Origin of the sequence: Rhizobium anhuiense bv. trifolii (assembly GCF_024346605.1) — a bacterium.
Taxonomy (GTDB): Bacteria; Pseudomonadota; Alphaproteobacteria; order Rhizobiales; family Rhizobiaceae; genus Rhizobium; species Rhizobium anhuiense.
Genome location: NZ_CP098804.1, coordinates 394,737 through 407,931, shown reverse-complemented (window position 1 = coordinate 407,931; position 13,195 = coordinate 394,737). Strand labels below are relative to the sequence as shown.

Annotated in this window: 11 protein-coding genes; 6 read left to right on the top strand and 5 right to left on the bottom strand. The window is 59.2% G+C overall.

All coding sequences use genetic code 11. The features are described 5' to 3' along the window. Nucleotides 1-46: 46 nt before the first annotated feature. The 3 genes from NE851_RS33680 (at nucleotide 47) to NE851_RS33670 (ending at nucleotide 1,721) form a co-directional block, all read left to right on the top strand. A complete protein-coding gene (locus NE851_RS33680) occupies nucleotides 47-568 on the top strand; it encodes a DUF4142 domain-containing protein (protein ID WP_097543389.1) in 522 nt (173 codons plus the stop codon). An 8-nt stretch (nucleotides 569-576) separates the two neighbouring features. After that, entirely contained in the window at nucleotides 577-903 is a 327-nt protein-coding gene (locus NE851_RS33675) for a cupredoxin domain-containing protein (RefSeq protein WP_063474184.1), read from the top strand. Nucleotides 904-1,010: 107 nt separating this feature from the next. Continuing rightward, nucleotides 1,011-1,721, top strand: a complete 711-nt coding sequence (locus NE851_RS33670; RefSeq protein WP_097543388.1) for an RNA polymerase sigma factor — start codon at nucleotides 1,011-1,013, stop codon at nucleotides 1,719-1,721. A 163-nt stretch (nucleotides 1,722-1,884) separates the two neighbouring features. Here the strand turns inward: NE851_RS33670 and NE851_RS33665 are convergent, their stop codons facing one another. The 3 genes from NE851_RS33665 to NE851_RS33655 all read right to left on the bottom strand — a co-directional run bounded on the left by NE851_RS33665 (nucleotide 1,885) and on the right by NE851_RS33655 (nucleotide 4,013). Continuing rightward, nucleotides 1,885-2,091, bottom strand: coding sequence for a hypothetical protein (locus NE851_RS33665; RefSeq protein ID WP_244604813.1), 207 nt, complete (start codon nucleotides 2,089-2,091; stop codon nucleotides 1,885-1,887). Between the two features lie 373 nt (nucleotides 2,092-2,464). Next, on the bottom strand, nucleotides 2,465-3,508 hold the full coding sequence (locus tag NE851_RS33660) for an AraC family transcriptional regulator (protein WP_097543387.1): 1,044 nt from the start codon (nucleotides 3,506-3,508) through the stop codon (nucleotides 2,465-2,467). A gap of 76 nt (nucleotides 3,509-3,584) precedes the next feature. Continuing rightward, a complete protein-coding gene (locus tag NE851_RS33655; RefSeq protein ID WP_097543386.1) occupies nucleotides 3,585-4,013 on the bottom strand; it encodes a DoxX family protein in 429 nt (142 codons plus the stop codon). A 110-nt stretch (nucleotides 4,014-4,123) separates the two neighbouring features. Between NE851_RS33655 and NE851_RS33650 the strand changes: the two genes are divergently transcribed. Then, a complete protein-coding gene (locus tag NE851_RS33650; protein ID WP_097543385.1) occupies nucleotides 4,124-5,083 on the top strand; it encodes a LysR family transcriptional regulator in 960 nt (319 codons plus the stop codon). 98 nt (nucleotides 5,084-5,181) lie between these two features. Here NE851_RS33650 and NE851_RS33645 read toward each other — a convergent pair whose 3' ends face one another. After that, nucleotides 5,182-7,737, bottom strand: a complete 2,556-nt coding sequence (locus NE851_RS33645) for a sensor domain-containing protein (RefSeq protein WP_097543384.1) — start codon at nucleotides 7,735-7,737, stop codon at nucleotides 5,182-5,184. Between the two features lie 957 nt (nucleotides 7,738-8,694). Between NE851_RS33645 and NE851_RS33640 the strand changes: the two genes are divergently transcribed. Next, the gene (locus NE851_RS33640; RefSeq protein WP_063474116.1) at nucleotides 8,695-10,806 is read left to right on the top strand and encodes a putative bifunctional diguanylate cyclase/phosphodiesterase; all 2,112 of its coding nucleotides are present in this window, start codon (nucleotides 8,695-8,697) and stop codon (nucleotides 10,804-10,806) included. A 57-nt stretch (nucleotides 10,807-10,863) separates the two neighbouring features. Further along, complete coding sequence (locus NE851_RS33635) at nucleotides 10,864-12,114, top strand: ABC transporter substrate-binding protein (RefSeq protein WP_097543383.1); 1,251 nt, start codon at nucleotides 10,864-10,866, stop codon at nucleotides 12,112-12,114. A gap of 101 nt (nucleotides 12,115-12,215) precedes the next feature. On the opposite strand, the gene NE851_RS33630 is transcribed toward NE851_RS33635, so the two are convergent. Then, a complete protein-coding gene (locus NE851_RS33630; RefSeq protein ID WP_097543382.1) occupies nucleotides 12,216-13,118 on the bottom strand; it encodes an NADP-dependent oxidoreductase in 903 nt (300 codons plus the stop codon). Between the last annotated feature and the right edge of the window lie 77 nt (nucleotides 13,119-13,195).

Sequence of the window (13,195 nt, the reverse complement as noted above, 5' to 3'; positions counted from 1 at the left end):
GCTGCTGCCGGGAGGCATCGTCATATCGACACAAGGGAGACAGACCATGTTGAAAGAAATTCTCGGCGCCGCCCTCATGGCGGCATCCATAAGCACGGCTTCGATCGCCGCAGACTCCAAGCCCACCGATCCTCAGATCGCCCACATCGCCTATACGGCTGGGCAGATCGATGTCACCGCCGCGGAGCAGGCGCTGAAGAAAAGCAAGAACGCCGAAGTCATCGAATTCGCCAAGACCATGGAGCGCGACCACAAGGCCGTCAACGACCAGGCGCTCGCTCTCGTCAAGAAGCTGAACGTGACGCCCGAAGACAACGCCGTCAGCCAATCATTGTCGACACAGGCAGCGAAGGAACTGAAAACGCTGGAGGCGCTCGACGGCGCGGCATTCGACAAGGCTTATGTCGAAAACGAAGTCGCTTATCACAAGTCGGTCAACTCAGCGCTTGCCAAGATCCTGATCCCGTCGGCTGAGAATAAGGAGCTCAAGTCACTGCTGGAAACGGGCCTGATCCTGTTCAAGGAGCACCAGATACATGCCGAGCATCTGGCTTCGATGATCAAGTAGACATGGCGATGGGCTCGCTGGTCAAATCGCTGCGGCTCCCGCTGCTGTCTGCGCTGCTTTGGGCAGGCAACGGCGTCGCCTCGGCGGCGGAATATCAGGTCACCATCGCCGGCATGAAATTCGGCTCGCCATCTGCCGAGCTGCATGTCGGCGATGTGATCGTCTGGCGAAACGATGATATATTCCGGCACACGGCAACCGCACGCGACAAAAGCTTCGATCTCGACCTGCCGCCAAAATCGGAAGGCCGCATGACGCTCAGCCAGGCGGGAGCCGTTGATTTCTATTGTCGTTTTCATCCCGCCATGGCGGGCAAACTGGATGTTCGGCCCTAATGCATGTCGCCCGGAAGTGTGCAGCGGTTCCGGGATACCGGCATGCAGAAACAAAAGGCTTTAGGGCCGGGCTCCGATCGAAGGACGGCAAGCAGGGGAGAATTTCCATGACAGCCATTCCGGTTCCGGCCGAGCGACACCGGCAGGAGGTATCGACACTGTCCGACGCCGAGCTCGTACCCCTGGCAAGAATGGGCGACGAACCTGCCATCCGCGCCATCATTCAGCGTCACAATCGGCGCCTGTTCCGGACGGCGCGCGCCATCATCCGCAATGATGCGGAGGCCGAAGACGTCGTCCAGGCCGCCTATATCAAGGCGTTCAGCAATCTGGCCGCGTTCCGGGGCGATGCACAGTTTTCGACATGGCTGACCCGCATTGCCCTCAACGAGGCGCTGGCGCGCGTGCGGCGGCAAAAGAACACCACCGGACTTGAGGAAATCGACATGCAGACGAGATGGGGCGGCGACGTATTGCAGTTTCCGTCCTCCCTGTCGGCGACTGATCCGGAAACCGAACTCGCCAGGAGCCAGGCGCGACATCTCCTCGAAAATGCTGTCGACGAACTGCCGGATGATTTTCGCGCTATATTCGTGCTGCGGGATGTCGAAGGCATGGGCACGGACGAGGCCGCATCTTACCTTGGCATAAGACCGGAAACGGCCAAGACCCGGCTGCACCGGGCGCGAAAGCTGATGCGGCAGTCGATCGAAAACCAGCTCTCCGGTGCATTCTCGGCGCTGTTTCCGTTCGATGGCGCGCGGTGCGCTTTCATGGCCGATCGTGTGATCGCTGCCCTTCGTCACAAGACGCCATGATGTCAGGCAGCCTGTAGAGCTGCACCTTGGTCGAGGTGGTTCAGCGCTTAACGTGAGGCAGCAGCCCGTATATCTTCTCGATATCGAGCATCAGGGTTGCGGCGAGAATGCCGCGTTGCATCCCGCTCCGTCTTGCCGAGAAATCGTCCGAGTGAAAGGGCGGTTACCCTGCGGCGCCTGTCGATGCAGAACCGGTCTGCAGCGCTCCGCTTAATCTGTCGAGTTCATCCAGAACCTTTTGGATCCGGGCACGCGCCTGGAGCATTTGGTCCATATCCGGATCTCCGGACGATACGCCTGCGACGTTGAGGTCGTGAATCTCGATCGAGGTGTTGGGGGCCGGGTTTGGAAATGGGATGATTTCAGCCATGAGCATTCGCTATTCTTGACAATCTGGGAGGATCGGAAACTCTCATGTCTCCAAGTCCGACGGCTCGAGGATCCGGCATGCTTCATTCGCCGATCAACCGGAACATCTTCGCTATTCATTTCAGTGAGTTGCGCCTGTTCGTATGGCTAGTAAACGCCGTGTCAGCCTTAACAAACTCTTACTTTAGCGCGCACAGCGGCGCGCTTGCCGGCTTTGCTGCGTCAAACGGACAGAGATGCGACAATCGGATACCGCAACCAAAGATTTTATAAATATCATAGGTTGTGATTTTTTCACATTTGTAGATTGCAAATTCTACCACTGCATATCGAGGACAGCGGCAAGCCAGATCAAAAGGAGAAGGCCGGCTCCTTTATCCTTTGGCAAGCGCCCTTGGTCGGGAGCGGCCTGAATCCGCCGTCCCGACATCGGCTGGAATTTCGACAATCCTGCGAAGGGTTTGCGATGGCAGTTCGCCGAAGCGCTTTCGATATTGGCCTGAGAACCGGCCAACATGGGCAAAGCCCCATTTTTGCGCAATGACTCTCACCGATTGCTCGGGATCGGCCGATGAAAGTTCCTGGCGAACGACATCAAGACGCATATGCTCCAGATAGGCCATCGGCGTCGTCATGCGAAATTTTCGAAAGCCATCCTGCAGGGTCCGGGCACTGACGCCGCATGCTTCAGCAATTTCCTTGAGAGTCATCGCCCGGGAAATATTGCCATGCATGTAGTGGATCGCGCGCTTAACGTGCCATGGAACAGGAGCCTCCCTGTCGCGGGAAAACTCCTGGGAATAGTTGTGCGGTAGGGCGTCGATGAGAAGCTCGAGCATTGCTCCCAGGACATGACCAAGCGCCGCAGGCGATTTATGGAGGGTTTCACCCGCCAGGCCGTGATGGATGGCCATAGCGAGCCGTGCTAGGTCCAATCCAGGCCCTTGCGACAGATCGATCTCGGTTGCGAATTGGAGACGCTCCCTCAACGAGGCATTCAACCGGGCTTCGATACGCCGGGTCAGTTCGAAGTGGGGCAGCCTAAGGCAAAGATGCGTTCTGGGGCCCGCAATGCGCAGCTGATTGTCAGACAGCCGATCGACGAAGACGCCCTTGTTTTGGATGGACGGCAAATTACGGTCGGCTACCGCGACCATCGCGCTCCCGGTCAGCGGAATGAGAACCATGGCTGTGTCGATCGATGCGGGAAAGTGGATCGAGAAATCGCCGTCATAGCGGCTCGCGATGACCGAGATCCCCCGCGTGCGAACCATATTGACCTGATATTTCGTATTCCGCTGACTTTCCGATCTCACTTGGATTCCGCTGTGCAAACGGGAAAGCGACGTTGAGAATTCCTGCAGATCCGCCCCGGCAAACGACAGATGGTCGAAGGTGTTCCAACTTACGTCCGGCACTCCCGGTTACCTCTGGCCAATGATGAATGTCTGCGTTTGCTGAGAGCCGAGGGGGCTCCCCGCTCGGCCGCCATCCTCATCGGCGTGGCGCGATCGGCGCCCGCCTGCCGCGGCCCCACAGGATGAACGCCGAAAGAGCAAGCAGGATGACGTTGAGCGGCACGGCGGGGGCTTCGCCGCGGGAGAGATGAAAGATCATCGCGGCGATTTGCAGCAGCACGCAGCCGAGCGCCGCCAGCACCGTCAGGCGAGGCTGGATGCGGGTCAACGCAGGCAGCAGCACGCCCACTCCGCCCGCAAAATCGATAATACCCATCAGACGCAAAAACCACACGGGAACGTCGCCGGGCCATACCCACATCGCCGCCAATTGATCGACCGGCATGAAAAATTTCATGCAGCCGAACAGGGTGAAGGCGGCAAAGATCAGCACCTGCGCGGCCCACAGCCCAATCTGGAGCCATTTTCCGGCAGGTGCAGGCAAGACAGTCGTGGTGTTGGGCATGCGAACCTCTGGAGCAAAATGCGGTGCGTCGCGCGGGATAGATAAAGCTGGAAGCTCATCGCGAAAACCGCTAAACTTTCGAGAAAAGTTATCGATAGGATCGATGAGATATGCAGCCCCACCCGACTTTGGATCAGCTTCAGGTGTTCCTGACCGTGGTGGAGAAAGGCAGCTTCTCCGCTGCATCCCGCGCCCTTAACCGAACGCAATCGGTCGTCAGCTATACGATCGCCAACCTGGAGGCGCAGCTGCGGGTGGCGCTTTTCAGCCGTTCCGGCACCAGACGACCGGAGCTGACAGATGCCGGCAGATCCGTCGTCGAGGATGCTCGCCGCTTGCTTGGCGATCTCGATCTGATGCGGGCTCGCGTGCAGGCCTTGAGCGACGGCCTGGAGGCAGAGCTCAACGTTGCGATGAGCTCCATTGTCCCCTCGGACGTCGTCGTCGAGGTGCTGCGTGCCTTCCGCAACCACTATCCCACCGTCTCCTTGAAAGTAACGGCGGGGACACCTGTGATCGTCATGGACGAGGTAATTCATGGCAGGGCCGTCGTCGGCTTTGGCGGCACTATGGCAGTCAAAAACGATCAGATCGTTTTCGAGCGGATCGGCCAGACGGCGATGGTCCCCGTTGCAGCCCCGGATCATCTTCTTGCCACGCTGCGCCGGCCATTGACCCTTGCCGACGTGCGAGACGAAACCCAGTTGGTGGTCTTCGATGCTTCGGGAACGGCGAAGGGCCGGGATTTCAATGTATTCTCTCTCAAGACCTGGCGGGTCAGCGACAACGCGACGAAACATCTGTTCATCCTCGGCGGATTGGGATGGGGCGGCCTTCCCGCATCCGTGGTCAAGGACGATCTCGCTGCAGGCCGCCTCGTCCGTCTCCAGTTTTCTGCCTTCGACCAGGGCGAGCTTCCCATCCATGCGGTCCGCAATGTTGCAAACCCGCCGGGCCCCGCTGCGAGATGGCTGACGGCGGCGTTCCAGGCGAGGCTTTCAGGCGGGGTTGGAAGCCGAGAGCCGTCGGAGGAGGATGTCGAACCCGGCCTCATGGAAGCCGATAGCTGACGGCAACATGGATGTTACCCGCGTCAGGGCGGCGTCGCCTGGAGACGGGTGATCGCCACGTTGCACTCAGTTCGACGATGTTCCCTGCGTGATGGAATTCAAATGCAAGGCCGCTCCTCGCGTGGGGAGCAGCCGTTGGCCAGGGAACGCAGCCACAGAGCGATGATTTCCGTCTTGGGCAGAGCTTTGCTGTAAAGGAAGCCTTGCGCCGAACCGCATCCATTTGCCACCAGGAAGGCTGCCTGCTCGGCGGTCTCGACGCCTTCCGCCACCACATTCTGTCCGAGACAACGGGCGATGGACAGGATTGCCTTCACAAGTTCCTCGTTGCGTTTATCCGCGCTGTTGATGAAAGACCGGTCGATCTTCAGCGTGTCGATCGGAAAGCGCGCGAGATAGTTCAGCGCCGAATAGCCGGTGCCGAAATCATCGATGGCGATCGAAAATCCCATGTTTCGAAGTTCAGAAAGCATCTGCAGCGTTTCGTCTTTCTGATCCAGCAGCAGGCTTTCCGTTATTTCGATTTCAACCCATTCCGCGCGGCAGCCGGTCTCCTCGAGAATCTCGGCGATCGACCTTACCAGGCCGGCGGACTGGAACTGTTTGACCGAGAGGTTGATCGCCACCTTGTGCGGTGACCGGCTATCGGCGTTGAATTCGGCCGCTGTCTGGCAAGCCTCGCGCAGCACCCATCGTCCGAGCTCCACGATCAGCCCTGTCTCTTCGGCAACCGGAATGAAGCTCGAGGGAGGGATCATGCCCATTTCGGGGTGACGCCATCTTAACAAGGCCTCGCAGCCGACTATGGCGCCGCTGTCCAAAAGCACCTTGGGCTGGTAGTGCAATTCCAACTCTCCGCGCTCGATCGCGCGGCGCAATTCCGATTCCAGCCGCATGCGCTCTTCGGCGCTCGCCGTCAGGTCCTTCGAGTAGAAGCGAAAACTGTTTCGCCCCGAGCGTTTGGCGAGATACATCGCCGAGTCGGCGTATTTCACGAGGTCGTTGGCGTCAGCGCTGTCATCGGGATAGAGCGCGATGCCGACGCTGCAAGAAATAAACAGCTCCTGGCCGTCCAGCAGGAAACGTTCCTTGAACTTTTCAAGGATCGTGTTGGCCATCCGGCCGAGATCGTCACCTTGCCGGATATCCGGCAACAGGATCGCGAATTCATCGCCGCCGAGGCGCGCAACGGTGTCATAGTCGCGAACGCTTTCGTTCAGCCGCGCGGCGGCCTGGCAGAGCAACTGATCACCGACGGGATGTCCCATCGTATCATTGACCGCCTTGAAATGATCGATGTCGATCAGCATCACGCCGGCGCGTTGGCCACGCGATACGGCAGCGGTGATCATCTGCCGCAGTCGATCGCTGAACAGCGATCGGTTCGGCAGCGAGGTCAGAGGATCGTAGAAGGCCATCTGGTGGATTTTTTGGCGCGAGACATTCAACTCAGTCACATCCCGCGACACACCGAGAACCCCGACGACGTCTCCTCCCGCGCCCAGCACCGGAACCTTGCGTGTCTCAAGAAGAACGGATTGACCGTTTTCCTGGGAGATGACCCATTCCTCGGAGGCCAGAGTACCTCCGGCCTGGATCGCGGCTTTGTCCGACTCCAGAAAGACCTGAGCCCTTTCAGCACCAAACAGTTCGAGATCCGATTTGCCGACAACCTCGGACTCCGCCTTACCTGTCAGTCGTTCGAACGCGTGGTTGCACAACAGATAGACGCCGCCCATATCCTTCACCCAGACCATATCAGGAATGGTCTGAAGCACGCTGAGCAGCTGCGTCCGCATGGAATTGACGGCTTCCTCCGCCTGTTTTCGCTCGGTAATGTCACGCGAAAGTGCGAGGAGCGTGGTGATCGTCGGATCGGCGCTCGGCCGTTTGGCGACGGAGAGTTCGAACCATCGGGTCTCGCCGTTTGGCAAGGAGATCCGAATGCATCGGCCATAGGCAACACCCTCTTTGCCGGCAGCCGCGAGAGCCTCCATCGCGATGGCCGCCTGGTCAGGCGCGAGAACCTCGTTGACCGTCTTGCCGAGCAGCATCTCCTTCTGCTGAGCCAGAAGTTCTGGGTTTCTTGTCCAGACCTGAAGGTAGCGGCCGTCCTCGTCCACCTCGAAGAGGACATCGGGAATGGCGGTGATGATCCCCTCTGCGAATTCAAGCGCTTTCTTGAGCTCCCGCTCGGCCTGCTTGTGCTCTGTAATGTCCACGATGGCGCCGATCACCCCGGCCGGATCGCCGTTGTGCCCGGTGAACACCGCCTTGTTGACGACGACATCCCGCACCGTCTGGCTCGCGGCAGTCATCTTCTTCTCGAAGCCTCGGCCTCCGCGCCCTTCGAGAAATCTCTCATCCCACGTGAACTGGAGTTCAGCCGGGTGCTCCGGATTGAGATCGAACTCGGTTTTCCCGATGATCTCCTCGCGCCTGTGGCCAAGCAAGTCTTCGAAAGCCTTGTTGCAGCCGGCGTAGCGCCCCTCGGAGTTCTTATAGAAAACCGGCAGGGGAAATGCGCCGAGCAACGCTTCGAGAAGGGCTTCCCGGTCGACGGCGGCGTCCTGATGCTGCGATCCGTCTCGCCTCTGCTCGTCCCCTTCCGTGAAAAGGGCCGGCTGCCGAAGCGATTGAGACAACGTCATCATGGATCTTCCTCACCATGGGCAACCGAATGCATCATCCATCCAGTCGAGAATTCTTCCAAGAAGGCCGCCCAAGTCATTTGAGGCGAAAACGAAGGCCCGAAGTTTCCGATCGCAAAGGCATCGGCCGCTGCGACCGAGCATGTCGGCTTGGCCTGAATATTGCGGTCAGAAAATTAAGAGATCGCTGCCCTCTCTTGCGCCGCGGCAACTTTCAACGCGCGAAACGGATCGGGCCGCGCAATATGGACATCCTCGCCTCTCGCGCAGATCCCAACCTGCGCGTCCTTTGGCTTTCATCGCCCAGCCGACGCTGCCGATGTCCAAACCAGGCACACTGACAAGCCAAAGCCAATCGATCGGAAAAGCAAGGGTGGGCGCCTTATCCGAAATCCGAATCCCATGGCCAAATCACGACGATTTTGTACCGAATTCTTCGCAAGGAACTGGTTTTATTGCCTTTTCACAAAAGTGTTTACGCTTCTTCAACCAGGTGGTCCACAATTTCGAGTCATTCGAATGAGGTGCTGCTTGTACTTCTCCGCCATGATGACGGGTTCAGGGACGAGCCAAAAATCCGCGCTGTCGTCAATCGATCGCGTCTATCAGAGGTGGGAATGTTCAATAATCGGCATGCATATGACGGCCTCTATTCCAAGTGCAGCGCAGATGGCGCGATCGCGCCGGCTCTGAAACTCCGGAGCATTCCGGGTAGCAGTTGTTGATGAGCAAAGCCGCACCGGCGTTGGTTCGCTGAAAGCCTCCCCTTGGCAGTGTTGACAGCAAATCCGATCGCGACAGCGGTCCGGGGAGCGCACGACGTGACCCTTCTATTTCCGGCGCCAGTGCTCGAGGCGCGGACAGGGCCATGATGGCCGATCTCTAAATAAATGATCGTGATGCAACCGTCCGCATGCCGGCGGCTGCTCAGCCGGCTTGTATCTTTCTGATGGAGCGCGAATGGTGGTGGGATCGGATTTGAAAAACACGGTGATGCCGCCCGGCGAGTCCCATTCCTCCGTGGCGAAATATATCCGCTCCATCGGGCGACACTACATCGTCGCCGTCGTCGTGATGACGGTGCTGATCGGGGCAACCTTCCTGACGGTCAAGGTGGCGCTTGATCGCCATTCCCTGCAGCAGAACATCAGCTATCTGATCGGGCGCCAGTTCATTCGCTTCCAGCAGCTTGCCAATCAGACGCGAGCGATCATGCGCGCTTCGGCCGATCCGAATATGCCGGAATATATCGTCAGGCCAATGGTCGAAGACGTTCAAAAAGCGATTAACGACATCCGCGCCATGAGCGCAGAGTTGAACGCGTTGAATATCGAGGTCGAAGCAAATCTTCTCGAAAAGCTGAACGGGCGGGATGCCGCATCTGAAAAATTACGGCTGGAACTCGACGGGCGGCTGGAGGATTTTCTTGAAAGAGCTGAACGCGTCGTGTCCGCGAAATTGCTGGATCGGCGGGAGCGTTACAGCTTCTGGGGACCAATCGACTTCGCCGTTTCCTCCGACAGCATGCTCATGCGTCAGTTCAGCGCCCTGATCGAGAGCGCGCATGACCGAAGCGATGTGAGCATCGATCATACCCGCCTGATCAGCGCCGTGCTCCTCAGCCTCACCGCAGCCACGCTGATACTGGCGACCCTCATCCTTTTCATACCGCTGCTGATAAAACTGCGCACCGAGCACCGCCGGACTCTCGATTTCGAGATCAAACTGACGCATCTGGCGCATACCGACACGCTGACAGGCCTTGGCAACCGATCTTCGTTCAATGAGGCCCTAAACGGGCTGTTCGGTTCGCTCGATCGGACAGGCTCAGGTTTTTCCATGCTGCTGGTCGATCTCGACCACTTCAAGGCCACCAACGACAGCTTTGGCCATCCTGCCGGCGATGCGGTTTTGAGCCATGTCGCGAGTGCGCTGCAGAAGACCTTCCGCACCGGCGACGTCGTCGCAAGGCTTGGTGGCGACGAGTTTGCCGCTCTCCTTCCTGGAATTTCAGATGCGGCAACGCTGGAAGGAATTGCCGGGCGCGCGGTGGCAGCCATTGCAGCGGAATGTCATTTCGAGGGCCGGTTGCTACCGGTTTCGGCGAGCATCGGCGGCGCGGTCGTGCCCGGCCACGCGTCAGATGAGGCGACGCTCATGCGCATCGCCGATCTGGCACTCTATGCCGCCAAGGCCAAGCGCAACACAGCCGTCATCTTCGATGAAGCATCCTTTGCCCAACGTCTGGAACAGAACCGGCTTGCTGCGGCCCTCGCCGTCGCGGCCGATCGCGACGAGTTTGTCGTCTACTACCAGCAGAAGGTCAATCTGCAGACCGGCAAGCATCTCGGTTTCGAGGCACTGGTGCGCTGGCGCCATCCTCAGCTCGGCATCCTTCCGCCCGGCCGCTTCCTGCCGCTCATGGAAGGCCATATCATACAAGGCATGACGCGCTGTATCGTCAATATCGTCGCGCGTGATCTGAGGACCTGGAAAGCAGCAGGGCTCAGGGTGGGGTCGATTGCCATCAATCTGCCGGAGGCCCTGTTGGTCGGCGACGACGGTTACGCCCTCATCGCTGCGGCGGTCGAAGCAAACCATCTCGACTGGCTCGATTTTTCCATCGAGGTCACGGAAGACGTCTTCCTCAATCGCGGCGCCAATCAGATTATCGAAACCATTTCCCGTTTTCGCAAACATGGCGTGTCGGTCTCGCTCGATGATTTCGGCACCGGTTTTGCGTCGCTTGTGCATCTGCGCGACTTCCCCTTCGATGAGCTGAAGATCGACCGCAGCTTCGTTGCCGAGATCGGCAAGGATATCCGCTCGGAACAGATCATCAGGGCAATCATCGATCTGGCCCGCAACCTCGGCAAACGGTGCGTCGCGGAAGGCATCGAGGACGAGAGCCAGCGTGATTTCCTTTTGAACGCCGGCTGCGAGATCGGCCAAGGTTATTTCTATGCCAAGCCGGAACCGGCGGCCGTAGCGGTCGACCGATTGGCTCGCCGGGCGGTTCTGCGCGGGATATCAGGCCGGTCGCGCAAATTGCGGGTTGAAACTGTCTCCTGAGAGAGGCGCCGCACAAGGGACGGTGCGGCAGAGTTTATCAAAGAAAGAGGGGAACGAATGAAACGGGGAATCATATGCACATGGCTTGCCGCGGCTCTGGCGGCCGCAGGTCCTGCGACACAGGTTTTGGCGGGGCAGGACATGGCCGTCGACGTCGTGCATTTCTGGGTGTCGAAAAGCGAGTCTGCCGCACTCGATGTTTTCCGCCGGGCCTGGGCAGCCGCCGGCAACCAGTGGGTGGACATGCCGGCAGAGAACAAGGTCGCCGTCCAGCGCGTGGTGAGTGATCGTATTGCCAATGGATACGCGCCGGCGGTGATGCAATGGAATGCAAACGAGGGATCGCGCGAACTGCCGGAAATGGGCATCGTGCAAGATATAGATGATGTCGCGCAGGCGGATCATTGGCAGGACGTCATCCCGGCAACGGTTCTCAACCGGATCTCCTACAAGGGGAAAGTCTACTTTGCGCCGACCAATATCCATGCCGAAAACTGGCTGTGGACAAGCGCAGCGGCCTTGGCCGAAGCGGGTGTGAAGACGCCACAGACCTGGGACGAACTTTTCGACGCGGCCGAAAAAATCAAGGCGACGGGGCGTCTGCCGATTGCGCTTGGCGGGGCGCGATGGGAAGTGTCGCTCATTTTCAACGACATCATCTATCACAAGTTCGGCCCGGAAGGTTATGCCCGTCTCATGAGCGGCGATGCCGACTTGGTGCAGGACCCGCGGATGATCGAAGCCCTGGATATGCTGTCGCGCCTGGCCAATTATGTGGAACCGATCGAACAGCGAAAGGACAAGACATGGGCTGATGCCACGGTGGCCGTGGGCCAGGGCAAGGCCGGCATGCAGTTCATGGGCGACTGGGCCAAGGGCGAGCTTGCGGCGCGCGGCTACAGCGTCGACAAGGATTTCAATTGCAGCCTCGTTCCGGGCACATCCATCGCATACTTCATGGTGATCGATGCCTTTGCCTTTCCGCTGACCAATCGGGAAGGCACGGCAGAGGCGCAGCAGGCCTTCGCGCGCATGGTGCTCGATCGCGACAATCAGGTTGCCTTCAGCCGGATCAAGGGGTCGTTGCCCGTCCGCACCGATGTCGATCCGTCCGGGCTTGATCGTTGCGGCAAGCTTGGATTGGAGATGATCAAGGCGAGGAAGGGCGAAGTCAGCGCCCAATCCCAGGCCATGCCGACCCAGATGTCTGAGGGCTGGATTGCCGTGGTTGGCGACTTCTTCAACAATCGAAACATGACTGCACAATACGTTCAAAAACGCCTGCATGATCTCCTGATGCAGCGCTGAAGGCGGGATTAAGTCAGATTCCCTGTGGCGGGAGGGCTCCTGCCGGCAGGCGATTGCGGGACGGCGCAACTGGCCCCTCCACAATCGCCTGCTCCGCTCGTTCAATGTTTCAAGACGACCTTGCCCTGGATACCGGCAGCGACGGCGCTGTGGGCCGCACCGATCTCACTCAGCGGGAAAGTCTTGGCGATCGGAACGATCAAAACGCCACGCGAGGCAGCGTCGGCCACGGCTTCGAGCGTGGCCGCATCGGCGCGGTGATAGAGTTCGTGGATGATCACCCGATTGCCGATATTGGCACCCTCCGGTACGGGAACGATGCTGGCGACTTGGCCGCCGTCCCTGACATGCCCGATGAGATTGGCCGCGACAGGGGCAGCAGCACTGATCGCGTAATCGAAGGTCGTGGCAGCCGGAGGCTCGGCAATGTCGAGTGCTTCTCCCGCAAGCCGGGCCGCCTCGTCGAGCCGATCCGCCCGGACGCCGGCCACCGGATTGGCGCCGATCTCCTGAAGATATTGGATGGCGGCACGGCCGACAGCCCCGAGACCGCCTGACACCAGCACGCGGTCACCCGCCTTGACGCCAAGAGCGTCGACCGATTGCCGGCCGGTAAGACCCGCCTTGGGCAGAGCAGCGCCCTGCTCGAAGCTGAGATTGGCGGGGAGTTTGGCAATCGCCGAGACCGGAACGACGCCGTACTCCGCATGCGCGCCTTTACCGTTCGGTGCGAAATCGGCGATAACGCGATCGCCGATCGCAAATCCGGTCACACTGGAGCCGATCTCGACGATGCTTCCGGCAGCGTCACCGCCCAGCACCGCGGGAAGTTCCAGGGGAATGTATTGAGCCACATAGCCCTGGCGGATCATGAGATCGAAGTGGTTGACGGCGGAAGCCTCGATCTTGATCAGGACTTCACCGGCCTGAGGCGTGGGCCTGCCGACGTCATCGATTGTGAACTGGTCAATGTCGCCATAGGATTTGAGACGGGCAGCTTTCATGTGTCGGCACCTTTGTATAACCTGATGTAGAGATACGATAACGTTCACTATCGTTGATACGATATGATTGACTATCG